Below are 17,838 nucleotides of genomic sequence, written 5' to 3'. Positions count from 1 at the left end.
CTATGGTGAAGCCTCGATATTTAGAGCAAATTACCTTAAAAGGATCTCTGGTCAGTTGGTTTTTAAAGCAGTACAATACGCCGCTTACTACGAGAGTAGTGTATATAATTTGAACAGAACTTAATAAATAACGAGCGAAGTGAGATGAGTAAGAAACTGCTAATTAAAACCTGGGGCTGCCAGATGAACGAATACGATTCATCAAAAATGGCCGACCTGCTTAATGCCGCTAATGGATATGAGCTAACCGAAGAGCCAGAGGAAGCAGACGTATTATTACTTAACACCTGTTCAATCCGTGAAAAGGCGCAAGAAAAAGTATTCCACCAACTTGGTCGTTGGAAAACACTGAAAGACCAAAAGCCAGGTGTGGTGATTGGTGTGGGTGGTTGTGTGGCGACACAAGAAGGTGATCACATCCGTGAACGTGCACCTTTTGTTGACGTTATTTTTGGTCCACAGACCTTACACCGCCTGCCAGAAATGATCCGCTCTTCTCGCGATAACGAAAAGCCTGTGATGGACATTTCATTCCCAGAGATTGAAAAGTTCGACCGTCTGCCAGAACCACGTGCTGAAGGCGCAACGGCATTCGTTTCTATCATGGAAGGCTGTTCAAAGTACTGCACCTACTGTGTAGTTCCTTATACTCGTGGTGAAGAAGTCAGCCGTCCAATGGATGATGTGCTATTTGAAATTGCACAACTTGCTGAGCAAGGCGTACGTGAAGTGAACCTTCTGGGTCAGAACGTAAACGCTTACCGTGGTCCAATGCACGACGGTGATATCTGTTCATTTGCAGAGCTTCTTCGTCTTGTGGCTTCTATTGATGGTATCGACCGTATTCGATTCACCACCAGCCACCCACTGGAATTTACCGATGACATCATCGCTGTGTACGAAGACACACCAGAACTGGTGAGCTTCCTGCACTTGCCTGTTCAAAGTGGCTCAGACCGTATTCTTACTATGATGAAGCGCCCACACACAGGTATCGAATACAAATCTATCATCCGTAAACTGCGCAAAGCGCGCCCTGATATTCAAATCAGTTCTGACTTTATCGTTGGTTTCCCGGGTGAGTCCGACAAAGATTTCCAAGATACAATGAAGCTTATCAAGCAGGTCGATTTTGATATGAGCTTCAGCTTTATCTTCTCTGCACGTCCAGGTACGCCAGCAGCAGATTACCCGTGTGATCTGTCAGAACAAACAAAGAAAGAACGCCTGTACGAATTGCAGCAAACCATTAACGCCCAGGCTATGCGTTACTCACGTCTGATGCTAGATACAGAGCAGCGCGTACTGGTTGAAGGTCCGTCGAAGAAAAACTTGATGGAGCTTCGTGCTCGTACTGAGAACAACCGTGTTGTAAACTTTGAAGGCAGCGCTGATCTCATCGGTCAGTTTGTCGATGTGAAAATCGTCGACGTATTTGCCAACTCACTGCGCGGTGAGCTGGTACGTACAGAAAAAGACATGGACCTTCGTACCGTCATTTCGCCAACACAAATGATGGCAAGAACGCGTCGCGAAGACGAACTGGGTGTAGCGACTTTCACGCCTTAAGTTCGTATAAATCGCCATCGAGAGCCTGGTCGTCATCAGGCTCTCTGAAAATGGCATAAAATGTGAGGCAACATTGAGTAATAAAATCGTCACTCTAGAAATCGATCTAGAACCTTCAGACAACCGCCGGTTGTCCAGCCTTTGTGGTCCTTTCGACGACAATATCAAACACTTAGAACGCCGTCTTGGTGTCGAAATCAATCATCGCAGCAACTTTTTTTCTGTGGTTGGTAAACCGCACACTGCTTCTGCTGCGCTCGATATCATCAAATCTTTGTATGTAGAGACTGCACCTGTTAAAGGTCAGGTCAACGATATCGAACCTGAGCTGATTCACCTGGCGATCAAAGAATCTGGTGTACTGGAACAAAACACAGAGTCCAGTATCGAACACGGCAAAGAAGTCTTCATCAAAACCAAAAAAGGCGTTATCAAGCCACGTACTCCTAATCAGGCTCAGTACTTGATGAACATGGTAACGCACGACATCAGCTTTGGTATTGGTCCTGCAGGTACAGGTAAAACCTACCTCGCGGTTGCGGCTGCGGTCGATGCACTTGAGCGTCAGGAAATTCGCCGAATTCTGTTGACTCGTCCAGCGGTTGAAGCGGGTGAGAAATTGGGCTTCCTTCCTGGTGACCTGAGTCAGAAAGTCGATCCGTACTTACGCCCGTTATACGATGCATTATTCGAGATGCTGGGCTTCGAACGAGTAGAAAAACTCATCGAACGTAACGTGATTGAAGTCGCTCCACTGGCCTACATGCGCGGACGTACACTGAACGACGCTTTCATCATTCTGGACGAAAGCCAGAACACCACCGTGGAACAAATGAAAATGTTCCTGACGCGTATCGGTTTCAATTCGCGAGCGGTGATCACGGGAGACGTCACCCAGATCGATTTGCCACGCGGTGCAAAATCAGGTCTTCGTCACGCAATTGAAGTCTTAAGTGAAGTGGATGAAATCAGTTTCAACTTCTTCCTGTCTGATGATGTAGTGCGTCACCCAGTAGTGGCTCGTATCGTCAACGCCTATGAGAAATGGGAAGCCAAAGATCAGAAAGAGCGCAAAGAGTACGAGAAACGCAAGCGTGAAGAGCGCGAAGCGAAATTGCTTGAAGCGCAAAAATCAGAACTGGTTCAGCAGACGGTAAGTAAGTAATGAGTATCGAACTGGATCTGCAACTGGCGGTTGAAAACGAAAATGGGCTTCCTAGTGAAGCCCAACTTAACGAATGGCTAACCAAAACTGTGTCGCAATTCCAAAAAGACGCAGAAGTCACTATCCGCATCGTAGATGAGGAAGAAAGTCACCAGTTGAACCACGAATATCGCGGTAAAGATAAACCGACCAATGTTCTGTCTTTCCCATTTGAAGCCCCTCCGGGTATCGAAATGGATCTGCTTGGTGATTTAATCATTTGTAAGCAAGTGGTTGAACTGGAAGCAAAAGAACAGGAAAAAACCGTGCTAGCGCACTGGGCGCATATGGTTGTACATGGCAGCTTGCATCTGTTAGGTTATGATCATATCGAAGACGAGGAAGCCGAAGAAATGGAAAGCCTCGAAACCGAAATTATGCAATCTATGGGCTTTGAAGACCCGTATTTAGCAGAAAAGCAGTAACGTTAGAAACCCAGAGACGGTCGCGTTACCTACGTGTGCTATCACACATCTGATAGCGTTAACGATTGAGAAATCATGAACGAAGACAATTCGACCCCTTCACCCGAAGGGAAGAAAGAAAAAGCAGAAGGTCCGAGTAGAAAGTCCTTCTTTGAACGCCTTGGTCAGCTGTTTCAGGGTGAACCGAAAGACCGCCAGGAATTGGTAGACGTCATTCGGGATTCCGAAGTAAATGACCTGATAGACCACGACACCAGAGATATGCTTGAAGGTGTTATGGAAATCGCAGAAATGCGGGTAAGAGACATCATGCTCCCACGCTCGCAAATGGTCACAGTTGAAAGAACACACGTTCTGGACGATTTAGTCGCACTGATTACCGACGCTCAGCACTCTCGCTACCCAGTCATCAGTGAAGATAAAGACCATGTAGAAGGCATTCTGTTAGCGAAGGACTTACTAAAATATTTAGGTTCGGATAGTGCTCCTTTTGATATTGAGCAGGTAATACGCCCTGCCGTCGTAGTTCCGGAAAGTAAACGCGTTGATCGTCTGTTAAAAGAGTTCCGAGAGGAACGTTATCACATGGCGATTGTCGTAGATGAGTTCGGTGGTGTTTCTGGTCTCGTGACCATTGAAGATATCCTGGAAGAAATCGTAGGCGAAATCGAAGACGAATTCGACGACGAAGAAGAAACCGATATCCGCAAGCTCAGCAAACACACCTTTGCCGTTAAAGCTTTAACCACCATCGAAGACTTTAATGAAACCTTCGGTACCACCTTCAGCGATGAAGAAGTGGATACCGTAGGTGGCATGGTGATGACCAGCTTCGGTCATTTACCGACTCGTGGAGAAGTGGTTGAAATTGAACATTACCTGTTTAAGGTGACAGCAGCGGATAACCGCCGCGTGGTTCAGCTTCAGGTCACGGTTCCCGATGAAGAGCCTCTTCCAGCCGAAGAGGAATGATGAACAGGTAGCGAAAGCTACAACAATAAAAAGACGAAGATGATAATAAAAACAAATCATCGCCTCGTGCGGCCGCTTGCGGCCGCTTTTGTTGGGGCTTTAACCACGCTTGCCTTTGCTCCTTATCAAATCTGGATTGTGGCGATTCTCAGCCCACTTTTCTTACTTCTTTTACTCAGTAACCAGTCAACCAAACGTGCACTCTCAATTGGCTTCTCCTGGGGCTTTGGACAGTTTGCCGTAGGCATCAGTTGGGTACATATCAGTATTGATACCTTTGGCGGACTACCGAAAGCGGCCAGCCTGATGCTGATGCTGCTTTTGGTCAGTTATCTCGCCCTCTACCCCGCACTTTTTGCTGGCATACTTAATCGTTGGTTTCCCAAAGAAAATGCAGCTCGATTCCTTCTGGCAGTACCTTCATTGTGGCTGATTGCAGAATGGTTGCGCGGATGGGTGATGACAGGCTTCCCCTGGCTGTTGCTAGGCTACAGTCAAATCGATTCCCCGCTCAGTGTTTACGCCCCTATCGGCGGTGTCGACACCATTACTTACTTGCTTTTTTTGATGGCTGGAGCGCTAGCGCTCGCTATTACACAGAAGCAATGGCATTTTATTGGTCTTCCTCTGGGTATTTTTGCTCTGGCAGGTGCTCTTGGCATGGTGCAGTGGGTGAAGGAAGAGACAGAAAATCCAACGAAGTTCGCTTTAATTCAGGGAAATATTTCCCAAGAACTGAAATGGCTCCCAAGCCAACGCTGGCCAACCATCATGAAATACATGGATCTGACCCGCGAAAACTGGGATGCCGATGTGATCATTTGGCCAGAAGCCGCAATTCCCGCTTTTGAAAATGAACTGCCTTCATTTCTGAGCAACTTGGATAGTGCTGGTCGATTGAATAATACCGGAATTATTACTGGCATTGTGACCTCGACAAGTCGCGAACACTTCTACAACAGTGTGATTGCTGTCGGGGAAAATGAGCAAACAGAATACAACCGCAAAACGCAGCCAAAATATCACAAACATCACCTACTTCCATTTGGTGAATTTGTGCCCTTTGGCGAGATTCTTCGACCCATAGCACCATTCTTTAATCTTCCTATGTCCTCGTTCAGCCGAGGAGGTTTTGTACAGGATAATATCGAATCCAATGGGCGCTATTTTGCTCCAGCTCTGTGCTACGAAATCATCTTTAACGAACAGGTTCGCCAGAATGTAACCGAAGATACGGATTTCATTTTGACCCTTTCCAACGACGCTTGGTTTGGGGATTCCATTGGCCCCCATCAGCACATGGAAATTGCCAGAATGCGTGCATTGGAGTTAGGCAGACCTCTAGTCCGAACCACTAACAATGGCGTGACTGCAATTACAGATTACAAAGGAAAGATCATTCATCAGGTACCGCAATTCAAAACCGAAGTGCTTGTCGCCGAGGTAAATACCGCGACGGGTATGACGCCTTATCGGATTTTGGGTCTTTGGCCGCTGTATTTAATTGTGTTGTTTTCTTTGTCAATATCATACCTTTACGTGAAGCAAGTCGAAAAATCCGTGTAATCACTTGATGATAAATTTATTTTTAGGATTATGAGCATCTAAAAAAAGTAAAACAGGATTTTATAGTGAATAAACTCACTTCTTGTGCAGCCCTAGTGTCGTCCATTGCATTAGTTTCAGGCTGTCAAACAACAAAGCTCGCAGATCCAGTTGGCAACGGTGCAGCATTGGTTCCCGTTATTGTCTACATGAGTAATACAGTCAAGTATCCATGTCATGCAATCTCTTTTGCATTTGGCGACGACAGCAAACGCTTCTATACCAATTTGGAGAAACTAAAAGAGTTAGAAGACGAAGATTACTCTCAATACGGTGGTTATGGTTTACTTACCGATATCCCCCCTGGTAACTACTCCATCACAGAAGCTCGATGTCATATGCAGCCTGGGTACTTGATTAACGGCACTTCGACTTATATGGCATTTCCAATAACATTAGATGTCACTATTTCTCCGAATACTGTTCAATTGGTAAATGGGGGAATATTGGGACACGGAGCTACCGACACAACATCAAGATTTGACGTCAAGTGGTATGATTGGGGAGATGAAGGCGGTCAGTTTGCCCTGAACATGTTCCTACAACAAGCAGACCTTCCTGACGGCTGGACACTAGCGAAATAGAATAGTCAGTTTTATGGCTTCAACGCCTGGCGTGTGAAGCCTGTGTAGCCACACTTCTGGCAGGGCGGAATAACTGTCGCATGGTTAAAGTAAGTCTTGTGTCCGCATTTGTCACACACCAAATACCCTAAACCAATTACTTCACCGGTCTGGTACAAGCCTTTGTGTTCCAGATCCATGAAAAGCTCTTGCCATTCCACTTTGGTGCGGTCTGTAATATCAAGTAACCCTTCCCAAACTGAATCGGCAATTAATCGATAAAAAGGGCTGTCAGGAAAAGTTTCTTTACTGTGTTGGTAATTCTGGGCGAATTCATTCAAATCTGAACGAACATAGGCAGAGACGAGAGAGAGCTCATCCTTAGTCATATCGCTGGCTGCCGACATAACTTCCGTCGACGTTTCCAGCACGCGTTCGAGTTCTTCCGGCGTGTGTTTCAACGTATCAACCACCTCTTCGAAGAAGGCTTCGTAACGGGCTTTATGCTCTGGCATAAACCACCTCCGTGCATTGACTATTGTTGACTGTCTTTCCTTTATGTATTCTATGCGGATCTATCACAGTCTGATCTAACCGATCTCACAAATTCCAAGATAACCGGATATCATCGATGCAAGACCAATATAACCCTCAAGATATTGAGCAGAAAGTTCAAAAGCACTGGGACGACAACAAGACATTTGTCGTTAGCGAAGACCCAAACAAGGAAAAGTTTTACTGTCTTTCCATGTTCCCATACCCAAGTGGTCGTCTCCACATGGGTCACGTGCGTAACTACACCATCGGTGATGTGGTATCTCGCTTCCATCGTCTGCAAGGCAAAAATGTGATGCAGCCAATGGGCTGGGATGCATTCGGTCTTCCTGCTGAAAACGCAGCCATCAAAAACAACACAGCTCCAGCGAAGTGGACTTACGAAAACATTGACTACATGCGCAATCAGTTAAAGCTGTTGGGCTTTGGTTACGACTGGGATCGTGAAATTGCCACTTGCCACCCGGAATACTACAAGTGGGAACAATGGTTCTTCACTAAGCTTTATGAAAAAGGCTTGGTTTACAAGAAAATGTCGACGGTAAACTGGGATCCGGTAGACCAGACGGTACTGGCGAACGAGCAAGTTATCGACGGACGCGGCTGGCGTTCCGGTGCAGTGGTTGAGCAAAAAGAAATTCCTCAGTGGTTCATCAAAATTACTGACTACGCTCAAGAGCTGCTAGACGATCTGGATAAACTGGATCACTGGCCTGAGCAAGTAAAAACCATGCAGCGCAACTGGATTGGTCGCTCTGAAGGTTTAGAGATCGATTTCAAACGTGCCGACAAAGACGAAAACTTCACGGTTTACACCACTCGTCCAGATACGTTTATGGGTGTGACGTACGTAGCCGTTGCTGCTGGTCACCCTATCGCACTGGAAGCGGCAGAAAACAACGAAGCGGTTGCTGCGTTTGTTGAAGAGTGCAAGAACACCAAAGTTGCCGAAGCTGATATGGCAACCATGGAAAAGAAAGGTATCGCTACTGGCTTTACCGCAGTTCACCCACTAACGGGTCAAGAAGTGCCAATCTGGATCGCCAACTTCGTATTGATGGATTACGGTTCAGGTGCGGTTATGGCGGTTCCGGGTCACGACCAGCGTGACTACGAGTTCGCAACGGCATATGGGCTAGAAATCAAGCAGGTTATCCAGCCAGTTGAAGGCAGTGAGCTAGTCGCTGACCTTGAAAAAGAAGCGTTTGTAGAAAAGGGCACACTGGTTAATTCCGGTGAGTTTGATGGTCTTGAGTTTAAAGACGCATTCAACGCTATTGCCGACAAACTGGAATCACAAGGCGCAGCGAAGCGTAAAGTGAACTTCCGCCTGCGTGACTGGGGTGTAAGCCGCCAGCGCTACTGGGGTTCTCCAATCCCAATGCTAAACAAAGAAGACGGCTCAGAGCTTGCTGCTACGGCTGAAATGCTACCTGTACGTCTGCCAGAAGATGTGGTGATGGATGGCGTAACTTCACCAATCAAAGCCGACCCTGAGTGGGCAAAAGCTGAGGTGAATGGCGAAACTGTTTTCCACGAGACCGACACGTTCGATACCTTCATGGAATCCTCTTGGTACTACGCACGTTACTGTAGCCCTCGCTACGATGAAGGCATGCTAGAGCCAGGTGCGGCTAACTACTGGCTACCAGTGAACCAGTACATCGGTGGTATTGAGCACGCTATCCTTCACCTGCTGTACGCCCGCTTCTTCCACAAATTGCTTCGCGACTTCGGTCTGGTGAACTCTGATGAGCCGTTTGAGCGCCTGCTGTGTCAGGGGATGGTTCTGGCAGACACCTACTACCGTAAAGACGAGAAAGGTGGCGACATCTGGATTGCTCCTACAGACGTTCAGACAGAAACCGATGACAAAGGTCGCATCATTAAGGCCTGGCATAAAGAAGATGGCGAACCTGTTTTCTCTGCGGGCATGAGCAAAATGTCTAAGTCTAAGAACAACGGCATCGACCCACAAACTGTTATCCAGCAGTATGGTGCGGATACAGTTCGTCTGTTCATGATGTTTACAGCGCCACCAGAGCAAACTCTGGAATGGTCTGACGCTGGTGTAGAAGGCGCAAACCGCTTCCTAAAGCGTGTTTGGAAGCTTGTAAACGAGCACACATCAAAAGGTGCAGCTGAAGCCGTTGATGTAAGCGCGTTCAACGCTGACCAAAAAGCACTTCGCCGTGACGTTCATAAAGCGATTCAGAAAGTGACGGATGACGTATCTCGTCGTCAGACGTTCAACACAGCCATCGCAGCCGTAATGGAACTGATGAACAAGCTTGCAAAAGCACCGCAGGAAACCGCGCAAGATCGTGCGATTCTTGATGAAGCATTGAAAGCAGTTGTGACTATGCTTTACCCAATCACTCCACACATCAGCTTCGAAATGTGGGAAGCACTGGGTGAATCCAACATCGATGAAGCTTCTTGGCCAACGTTTGATGAAAAAGCTCTGGTTGAAGATGAGAAGCTGATTGTGGTTCAGGTGAACGGCAAACTGCGTGCAAAACTGACTGTGGCGGCGGATGCATCGAAAGAGCAGGTGGAAGAGCTTGGTCTGAACGATGAAAACGTTACTAAGTTCACAGAAGGGAAAACTGTTCGTAAAGTGATTTACGTACCAGGTAAACTTCTGAACATTGTGGCAAACTGATTGTCATAATTTTCGCACCATATTGAAATCAAACAGGGTGAGCGATCACCCTGTTTATTTTTATTGGTCAGCTTTGTTAACCGAACTTATACCAATTAATAATGTATGAGCTCCGTTACCAAAGTTAACCAACATTCAGGAAACGATTTGTGAAACGTGTTTCTTTCTTTCGCCCTGTGCGCGCTTCTGTATTGATTCTACTCACCACACTGTTAAGTGCCTGTGGATTCCATTTCCGCGATACCTATTTTCTTCCTGAAGAGTTATCTGAAATATCCTTCACCAGTTTCGATTCATATGGACCTCTGACTCGATATGTCCGTGCTGAGCTCGATCTCAACGGTGTAAAAGCTGTCCCTCCAAGAGAGGATATTCCAAACCTGCACCTGACAGGCGAATCTAACGGCGAACGCACGCTTTCTCTATACCAGAACAGCCGTGCAGCAGAATATGAGCTGACTTATGCAGCGACTTATCGCGTGACAGTTCCCGGGATTGGTAGCCAGTCCTTTACAACCACGGTTAACCGAAGCTTTCTAGATAACCCGCTCACCGCGCTGGCGAAGTCGACGGAAAAAGAAATGATCATTGATGAAATGCGCAAGCAGGCATCAAGACAGATCCTAAGGCAAATGGCGCGATTGAAAGCGAAATTAGACGACGCAAAGAACGTGGAAGACACTCAAGAAGAGAGCGTAACGTTAGACCTTGGTGTAACCCAGACAACGACAACTGAAAACACTACTGCAGAGAGTCAGTAATGCGTTTATTTGCCGACAAACTTGCCGATCATCTACCACACGCTCAACATGGTATCTACCTGATATTCGGTAACGAACCACTGCTTCTTCAGGAAAGTCGAGAAGCAATTCAGGCACACGCGAAAATTCAGGGGTTTGAAGAGCGACACCGCTTTGCTATGGATGCTCAGTTGGATTGGAATCTGGTCTTCGACTGCTGTCAGGCATTGAGCCTGTTCTCGGCAAGGCAAATCATCGAGCTGGAAGTGCCAGAAACTGGCGTAAATGCCGCAGCCGGCAAAGAGCTGATCAACCTTTCTGAGATGTTACACCCGGACATTTTGCTTGTACTCATCGGGCACAAACTAACGAAGCAGCAAGAGAACGCTAAGTGGTTCAAAACCTTAGCCGCTAGCGGTTGTGTCGTAAACTGTTTAACGCCTGACACACAAAGGCTACCGCAATTTGTTCAGCAACGCTGTCGCAAGCTCAACCTGATGCCAGATACTCAGGCAGTCCAACTTCTCGCTCAATGGCACGAGGGCAACTTACTGGCACTGTCGCAGAGCCTGGAAAAGCTCACTCTGCTTTACCCAGATGGTCAACTCACTCTACCCCGTGTAGAAGAGGCTCTGAGCCGCCATAACCATTTCACGCCATTTCAATGGATGGATGCTCTCTTAGCAGGTAAAGGCAAACGAGCCCAAAGAATTCTCCGTCAGTTAGAAGCAGAAGGCACTGAAGCCATCATCTTGCTAAGAACGGTTCAAAAAGAGTTGTTACTGCTTCTGGAAATGCAAAAAGAGTGTGTCACCCAACCTGTAGGAAGAGTCTTCGATACCCGCCGTGTGTGGCAAAACAAGCGCCCGCTATACTCTGCTGCACTTCAAAGGCTTCAGGCACAAGACATAAACAAGCTTCTGTCTTTGACTGCCCAGACAGAGCGCGATGCAAAAACCAGTTATGACAAACCTGTCTGGCTTTCAATGGCACAAATTTCGCTGCAATTTTGTGAGCCAAAAGCGGCGTTTGGAAGCGCCTAATACTCACTCTTTCAGACCAGATGCTCCTTTACTAGCCAAAGCGTCACAAGGTGACGAACTAATTCGTGCAGAAGCGAGCATCTTGAATTAACTTGGGTATAATACTTTTTAAATTTTTTCGAGGTAAATAACATTGCAAGTTCAAGATCTACGTGATTTTTTAGCCGATAAGGCAGACGACATGAAAGCAGAAGACATCGTGACTCTCGATGTTCAAGGCAAATCCAGCGTTACCGATTACATGGTCATCTGCACGGGTAATTCCAAGCGTCACGTAGCGTCCATCGCTGACCACGTTGCCAGCGAAGCCAAGAAAGCAGGACTGGAGCCTTTAGGAGTGGATGGCGAACAGGAAGGCGAATGGGTTGTCGTTGATATGGGTTCTACCATGGTTCATGTCATGCAGGAAGAGCAGCGTGAACTCTATCAACTTGAAAAACTCTGGAGCTAACTGTTGAAGATTCAGCTGATCGCCGTAGGCACTAAAATGCCGAAATGGGTTGAAGAAGGCTTCCAAGAGTACAAGCGTCGTTTCCCTCATGATATGCCACTGGAACTGGTGGAAATTCCGGCAGGTAAACGCGGTAAAAATGCGGACATTGCAAGAATTCTGCAAAAAGAAGGCGAAGCCATGCTGGCTGCCGTGCCAAAAGGTAATCGAATTGTTACCCTCGATATTCCGGGTAAGCGTTGGGACACCGAACAATTGGCCGGTCAGCTTGAAGCGTGGAAGCTAGATGCGCGTGATGTATCCATACTGATTGGAGGTCCTGAAGGCTTAGCTCCTGCCTGTAAAGCGGCGGCTGACCAAAGCTGGTCTCTTTCGCCACTTACGCTTCCTCATCCATTGGTTCGGGTTGTTATGGCTGAAAGCCTATACCGAGCCTGGAGTATTACGGCAAATCACCCTTATCATCGAGAATAACGCTAGATGAGACGTCAGCGCACCCAAATCAGAGATTACACCGCCGAGTCCGCCTTATTTTCCCGTCGCGCACTGGTTGCATTTGCAGGCATCGTGATTTTAATGGGTGTGCTACTGGCTAACCTCTACAATATTCAGGTTAACCAGTTTCAGGATTATAAAACCCGCTCCAATGACAATCGCATCAAGGTAGTCCCTATCGCCCCAAACCGTGGGCTTATATACGATAGGAACGGAATTTTGCTGGCTGAGAACCGCCCGATTTTTAGCTTGGAAATCACGCCTGAAAAGATCAAAAACATTGATGAAACAATCGTCCAGCTGCGCACCTTTCTGGATATAAGCGATGAGCGTGTAGAACGCTTCCACAAGGAGCGAAAGCGCACCCGACGCTTTAAGTCCGTCCCCTTACTGAACCAGCTAACCGAAGAACAGGTCGCACTCTTCTCAGTGAACCAGCATCGTTTTCCAGGCGTTGAAGTAAATGCCACTCTGAAGCGGTTCTACCCATATGGAAAAGTATTAACTCATGTGCTTGGCTACGTTTCTCGAATTAACGATCGAGATTTACAGCGCTTAGAACGTGAGGATAAAGCCGCTAACTACCAGGCGACTCGTGATATTGGCAAGCTTGGTATTGAACGCTTTTACGAAGATGTTCTGCACGGGACTGCCGGCTATCAGGAAGTCGAAGTAAACAGCCGTGGACGCATAATCCGAACGCTAAAATACGTGCCGCCCATCCCAGGTAAAGATATCGTTTTAAACCTGGATATCAGACTTCAGCAATATCTGTACAAGCTGCTTGATGGTCGTCGTGGCTCTGCGATTTTGCTCGATCCTAGTGACAATGGGGTTCTGGCAATGTTATCCAGCCCAAGCTACGATCCGAACGCATTTGTGCACGGTATTTCTGGCAAAGATTATCGGGCGCTGCTTAACGACAAAGACCGCCCATTGGTCAACCGCGCCACTTTGGGGATCTACCCTCCAGCCTCAACGGTTAAGCCTTTTATTTCTGTTGCCGCGCTGCAAGAGAAAGTCATTACCACCAAAACCACGCGTAATGACCCGGGTTACTGGCGTATCCCTAATTCCAAAACTCGTCCGTTTCGTGACTGGCTGAGATGGGGGCACGGCCGGGTAGACATTCTCAAATCCATTGAAGAATCGGTAGATACCTTCTTCTACCAAATTGCTTATGACATGGGCATCGACCGCATTTCCACCTGGATGATGCTGTTTGGTTTTGGTGACTTCACTGGTATTGATATCCACGAAGAAAGTAAAGCCAACATGCCAACCCGGGAATGGAAAATGGCAAGACACCGCCAACCTTGGTATCAGGGTGACACCATCCCAGTAGGTATTGGTCAGGGCTACTGGACCGCAACGCCAATGCAGATTGCTAAAGCCACATCCGTATTAATTAACCGAGGTGAGGTAATTGCCCCTCATTTGCTACGAGCGACCATTGATAAGTCACAAGAACCTCACGTGACAACAGCAGCGCCTATTGAGACGTACCCTCCTATTCAAGGGGTATCTAAACGCTACTGGGATGTAGCACTTGAAGGAATGAGACTCGCGAACCATGGTAAAAAAGGCACCGCAAGGCGTGCATTCACCACAGCGAAATACGTGACGGGTGGCAAGTCAGGGACAGCGCAGGTATTCGGTCTGAAAGAAGACGAAGAATACAACGCAGAGGAACTGGCAGAGCATTTGCGAGATCACGCTCTATATACCGGCTTCGCTCCATTTGAAAATCCAGAAGTGATATTAACTATTGTGCTAGAAAATGCAGGTGGTGGTTCTACACACGGTGCGCCTGTTGCGCGACGCATTTTCGATCACGTTTTAATTAAAAGTAAAGAGGGGAACTAAGACCGATGCGATTTGACCCTTCTACTGGTAGGAACCGCTCTTTTTTCGATAAGTTGCACATCGACCTGCCAATGCTTCTTGGTTTGTTGCTGTTGATGTGTTTTGGCTTAGTGGTCATGTACAGCGCCAGCGGTCAAAGCATGGCGATGATGGACAGGCAGGCAATGCGTATGGGCTTGTCTTTGGTGGTTATGCTATTGCTCGCTCAGATCCCGCCAAGAACATACGAGACCGCCGCACCACTGCTGTTCGTCGTCGGAATATTTTTGCTTTTAGGCGTACTCTTTTTTGGGGAAGCCTCTAAAGGCGCGCAACGCTGGCTAAACTTAGGTTTTGTACGCTTTCAGCCCTCTGAACTGCTCAAGCTCGCAGTACCTTTGATGGTTGCAAGATACATAGGTAAGCGCTCACTTCCTCCAACATTTAAAACCCTGATTGTCTCGCTTCTGATGGTGTTCATCCCCACCATTCTGATCGCCAAACAGCCTGATTTAGGCACCTCTATTCTTATCGCAGCATCTGGGATATTTGTTATTTTCCTTGCTGGAATCAGCTGGAAAATCATCACGGGTGCAGCGGTCGCACTAGGCGCCTTTATTCCCGTATTGTGGTTCTTCCTGATGCGCGAATACCAGAAGGTTCGTGTGAGAACTCTATTCGATCCTGAATCCGATCCACTAGGCGCGGGCTACCACATTATCCAAAGTAAGATTGCGATTGGCTCTGGAGGCTTATCAGGAAAAGGCTGGCTTCAGGGGACCCAATCTCAGTTGGAATTCTTACCTGAGCGTCATACCGACTTTATCTTTGCCGTCGTTGCCGAAGAATGGGGCATGCTGGGTGTTATTGCCCTACTCAGTATTTACTTATTTATTATCGGTAGAGGCTTGTACCTTGCCAGTCAGGCACAAACGGCGTTTGGTCGTATGATGGCAGGCAGTGTTGTTTTAAGCTTCTTCGTTTACGTATTTGTGAACATCGGAATGGTGAGTGGTATCTTGCCAGTAGTTGGCGTACCTTTGCCTCTGATTAGCTATGGTGGGACGTCCATGGTGACACTTATGGCAGGTTTTGGCATCTTAATGTCTATTCACACACACCGGAAAATGCTTTCTAAGGCGACCTAATGGCAGTTCGAATTTACGCACTTATACTAGTACTCATGCTTGGTCTGACAGGGTGTACCACACCAGATCAAGGTCGCTACAGTATTGATGATGACATCGCACCAGAAAAACCACTTTCAGTCGAACATATTGAAGATGCTCACCCTGTTTATGAGCCCATAAGCCTGGGTGGAAATCGTGATTATGAGCTGCGAGGAGGCTCCTACAAAATCATCAAAGAGCCCGATGGTTTTACGCAAGAAGGCATTGCATCCTGGTATGGCAAGAAATTTCACGGACACCTCACGTCCAATGGTGAAATTTATGACATGTACTCCATGTCGGCGGCTCATAAAACCCTTCCACTTCCAAGTTACGTTCGGGTCTTGAACAAAGACAACGGAAGAACGGCAGTGGTTCGTGTGAATGACCGTGGACCTTTCCATGAAGGGCGCATTATTGACCTGAGCTACGCCGCAGCCTACAAACTCGGCGTGGTGAATACCGGAACCGCGAACGTTAAGATTGAATACATCACGGTCGACCGAGATACCACCTCTCCGGTAGCCAATAAAAAGCTACCCAAGTTTGTGATTCAGGTTGCCGCATCAAAAGACGAAGATAAAGCGAGAACTTTGGCGCAATCTTTAGGTCAAAGCTTATCAGTGCGCAGTTACACTGAAGGTACTAAAAAGATTCATCGCATCTTCTTAGGTCCGTTTACTGACCAGGAATTAACGCAAAAAACACTGGCTCAAGTACACTCGCAAGGTTATCCCACAGCATTCATTAAACAAGTGAAACAGAATCCTTAAGGACAAATGGGTTAATTTGTGCAACAGTAAGCTTCTGACTTATCAGATTGATTCTGCTAAGATACGAACGTTTAAGCATTAAAACATTCAGACTAACAACTAATACCAATGAAAAAATCAGTGAAATCTATAAAATCTTTGTTTGTCACTTCTGCTATCGTGTCAGCATCATTCGCTTCTCCAGCATTCTCTGCTCCAATTGTTGTTCCTGACGCTCCTGAAATCGCCGCTAAAGGTTTTGTGCTGATGGATTACCATTCAGGTAAGGTTCTGGCAGAAAAAGAGATGCACACTCAGTTATCACCAGCCAGTCTGACAAAAATGATGACCAGCTATGTCATCGGTCAAGAGCTTGAGCGCGGTAACATTTCGTTGTCTGACAAAGTTGTTATCAGTAAAAATGCCTGGGCGAAAAACTTCCCTGATTCATCAAAAATGTTCATTGAAGTGGGCACCACAGTAACCGTTGATGACCTAAACCGAGGCATCATCATCCAGTCAGGTAATGATGCTTGTGTTGCTATGGCAGAGCATGTTGCTGGTTCTGAAGACGCATTTGTAGACCTTATGAATGCATGGGCGAAGTCGATTGGTATGGACAATACCAACTTTGCCAACGTACACGGTCTGGACAATCCGAACCTTTACTCAACGCCTTACGATATGGCTCTATTGGGTCAGGCTCTTATTCGTGACGTACCAGACGAATACCGCATCTACGCGGAAAAGCAATTTACTTATAACGGCATTACCCAGTACAACCGTAACGGTCTGTTGTGGGACAAGAGCATGAACGTGGACGGCATCAAAACCGGGCACACCAGCAAAGCGGGCTACAGCCTGGTGAGTTCTGCGACCGAAGGTAAGATGCGTTTGGTGGCAGTGGTCATGGGTACCAAGAATGCCAACACTCGTAAAGCAGAAAGCAAAAAGCTGCTGAACTACGGATTCCGCTTCTTTGAGACAGTTTCTCCACACAAAGCAGGTGAAACATTCGTAAGTGAAAAGATCTGGATGGGCGACAAAGATGCAGTTGCTCTCGGTGTTGCCGAAGACACCTACGTTACCCTTCCTCGTGGTCAGGCGAAAAACATGACAGCCAACTTTGTTCTGGAAAAAGAACTGCAGGCTCCTATTCGCAAAGGTGATGTCGTAGGTCGTTTGTTCTACCAGATCGAAAACGAAGACATTGCGGAATACCCACTTCTGGCATTAGAAGATGTTGAAGAAGGTAGTCTGTTCAGCCGTCTAATTGATTACATTGTGTTACTGTTCAAAAGCTGGTTCAGCTAAACCGTTACACATCACTTGATATCTAAAATGCCGCTGTATTCAGCGGCATTTTTTGTTTCGCCGCCAGACATAAGTTCATACAATTAAAGTACGCTTCTATGTGACTTGAGTTCCATCACATTTATCAGTACTATTTCGCACCGCTATATCGAATATAAAAACGGAGTCCTAGCAATGTTGACTATCAACTCAGATGCAAAACTAAAAGACCTGCTGGAGTTCCCTTGTCAGTTCACTTACAAGGTAATGGGCTACGCAAAGCCAGAACTGCCAGAGCTTGTGCTAGAGGTGATTCAGCGTCACGCTCCAGGCGACTACAGCCCATCAGTTAAACCAAGTGGTAAAGGCACCTATAACTCTGTATCGGTTACTATTACCGCCACTTCTATCGAGCAGGTTGAAACCCTGTACAAAGAGCTGGGCGAAATCGACATCGTACGCATGGTACTTTGATCCACGCGATACCCGATA

Annotated in this window: 17 protein-coding genes; 16 read left to right on the top strand and 1 reads right to left on the bottom strand. The window is 47.0% G+C overall.

All coding sequences use genetic code 11. From position 1 onward, the window contains the following. Nucleotides 1-144: 144 nt before the first annotated feature. The 6 genes from miaB to QMG91_RS03895 all read left to right on the top strand — a co-directional run bounded on the left by miaB (nucleotide 145) and on the right by QMG91_RS03895 (nucleotide 6,359). Nucleotides 145-1,569 (top strand): tRNA (N6-isopentenyl adenosine(37)-C2)-methylthiotransferase MiaB, encoded by a 1,425-nt coding sequence (gene miaB / locus QMG91_RS03920; protein WP_004400875.1) that lies wholly within the window; start codon nucleotides 145-147, stop codon nucleotides 1,567-1,569. Between the two features lie 73 nt (nucleotides 1,570-1,642). After that, a complete protein-coding gene (locus tag QMG91_RS03915) occupies nucleotides 1,643-2,734 on the top strand; it encodes a PhoH family protein (RefSeq protein WP_004400862.1) in 1,092 nt (363 codons plus the stop codon). After that, the gene (gene ybeY / locus QMG91_RS03910) at nucleotides 2,734-3,198 is read left to right on the top strand and encodes an rRNA maturation RNase YbeY (RefSeq protein ID WP_022551413.1); all 465 of its coding nucleotides are present in this window, start codon (nucleotides 2,734-2,736) and stop codon (nucleotides 3,196-3,198) included. The genes QMG91_RS03915 and ybeY overlap by 1 nt, the downstream gene beginning before the upstream one ends. Nucleotides 3,199-3,273: 75 nt before the next feature. After that, the gene (corC, locus tag QMG91_RS03905; protein ID WP_004400860.1) at nucleotides 3,274-4,170 is read left to right on the top strand and encodes a CNNM family magnesium/cobalt transport protein CorC; all 897 of its coding nucleotides are present in this window, start codon (nucleotides 3,274-3,276) and stop codon (nucleotides 4,168-4,170) included. A gap of 39 nt (nucleotides 4,171-4,209) precedes the next feature. Next, nucleotides 4,210-5,736, top strand: a complete 1,527-nt coding sequence (gene lnt / locus QMG91_RS03900; RefSeq protein WP_281829021.1) for an apolipoprotein N-acyltransferase — start codon at nucleotides 4,210-4,212, stop codon at nucleotides 5,734-5,736. 188 nt (nucleotides 5,737-5,924) lie between these two features. Further along, complete coding sequence (locus QMG91_RS03895; protein WP_155400584.1) at nucleotides 5,925-6,359, top strand: hypothetical protein; 435 nt, start codon at nucleotides 5,925-5,927, stop codon at nucleotides 6,357-6,359. An 11-nt stretch (nucleotides 6,360-6,370) separates the two neighbouring features. On the opposite strand, the gene QMG91_RS03890 is transcribed toward QMG91_RS03895, so the two are convergent. Then, on the bottom strand, nucleotides 6,371-6,853 hold the full coding sequence (locus tag QMG91_RS03890; protein ID WP_022551415.1) for a zinc ribbon-containing protein: 483 nt from the start codon (nucleotides 6,851-6,853) through the stop codon (nucleotides 6,371-6,373). 116 nt (nucleotides 6,854-6,969) lie between these two features. On the opposite strand from QMG91_RS03890, the gene leuS reads away from it, so the two are divergent. The 10 genes from leuS to ybeD all read left to right on the top strand — a co-directional run bounded on the left by leuS (nucleotide 6,970) and on the right by ybeD (nucleotide 17,820). Further along, complete coding sequence (gene leuS, locus QMG91_RS03885) at nucleotides 6,970-9,558, top strand: leucine--tRNA ligase (RefSeq protein ID WP_281829017.1); 2,589 nt, start codon at nucleotides 6,970-6,972, stop codon at nucleotides 9,556-9,558. 149 nt (nucleotides 9,559-9,707) lie between these two features. After that, nucleotides 9,708-10,319 carry an LPS-assembly lipoprotein LptE gene (locus tag QMG91_RS03880; protein ID WP_022590191.1) on the top strand — a complete coding sequence of 204 codons (612 nt, stop codon included), beginning with the start codon at nucleotides 9,708-9,710 and terminating at the stop codon, nucleotides 10,317-10,319. Further along, complete coding sequence (holA, locus tag QMG91_RS03875; RefSeq protein ID WP_281829014.1) at nucleotides 10,319-11,341, top strand: DNA polymerase III subunit delta; 1,023 nt, start codon at nucleotides 10,319-10,321, stop codon at nucleotides 11,339-11,341. Before QMG91_RS03880 ends, holA begins: the two co-directional genes overlap by 1 nt. 133 nt (nucleotides 11,342-11,474) lie before the next feature. Next, nucleotides 11,475-11,792 carry a ribosome silencing factor gene (rsfS, locus tag QMG91_RS03870; RefSeq protein WP_004400843.1) on the top strand — a complete coding sequence of 106 codons (318 nt, stop codon included), beginning with the start codon at nucleotides 11,475-11,477 and terminating at the stop codon, nucleotides 11,790-11,792. A gap of 3 nt (nucleotides 11,793-11,795) precedes the next feature. After that, on the top strand, nucleotides 11,796-12,266 hold the full coding sequence (rlmH, locus tag QMG91_RS03865) for a 23S rRNA (pseudouridine(1915)-N(3))-methyltransferase RlmH (protein WP_004400840.1): 471 nt from the start codon (nucleotides 11,796-11,798) through the stop codon (nucleotides 12,264-12,266). 6 nt (nucleotides 12,267-12,272) lie between these two features. After that, nucleotides 12,273-14,153 (top strand): penicillin-binding protein 2, encoded by a 1,881-nt coding sequence (gene mrdA, locus QMG91_RS03860; RefSeq protein WP_022613387.1) that lies wholly within the window; start codon nucleotides 12,273-12,275, stop codon nucleotides 14,151-14,153. Between the two features lie 5 nt (nucleotides 14,154-14,158). Continuing rightward, a complete protein-coding gene (gene rodA, locus QMG91_RS03855; protein WP_281829009.1) occupies nucleotides 14,159-15,280 on the top strand; it encodes a rod shape-determining protein RodA in 1,122 nt (373 codons plus the stop codon). Beyond that, complete coding sequence (locus QMG91_RS03850) at nucleotides 15,280-16,074, top strand: septal ring lytic transglycosylase RlpA family protein (protein WP_022551420.1); 795 nt, start codon at nucleotides 15,280-15,282, stop codon at nucleotides 16,072-16,074. The genes rodA and QMG91_RS03850 overlap by 1 nt, the downstream gene beginning before the upstream one ends. A 108-nt stretch (nucleotides 16,075-16,182) precedes the next feature. Beyond that, nucleotides 16,183-17,367, top strand: a complete 1,185-nt coding sequence (locus QMG91_RS03845; RefSeq protein ID WP_022551421.1) for a serine hydrolase — start codon at nucleotides 16,183-16,185, stop codon at nucleotides 17,365-17,367. Nucleotides 17,368-17,541: 174 nt separating this feature from the next. Then, complete coding sequence (gene ybeD, locus QMG91_RS03840) at nucleotides 17,542-17,820, top strand: DUF493 family protein YbeD (RefSeq protein WP_004400833.1); 279 nt, start codon at nucleotides 17,542-17,544, stop codon at nucleotides 17,818-17,820. Nucleotides 17,821-17,838 lie beyond the last annotated feature (18 nt).

Origin of the sequence: Vibrio nigripulchritudo (assembly GCF_027924785.1) — a bacterium.
GTDB classification, from domain to species: Bacteria; Pseudomonadota; Gammaproteobacteria; order Enterobacterales; family Vibrionaceae; genus Vibrio; species Vibrio nigripulchritudo.
The sequence above is the reverse complement of the archived record's forward strand: the minus strand, read 5'-3'. Positions and strand labels throughout refer to the sequence as shown.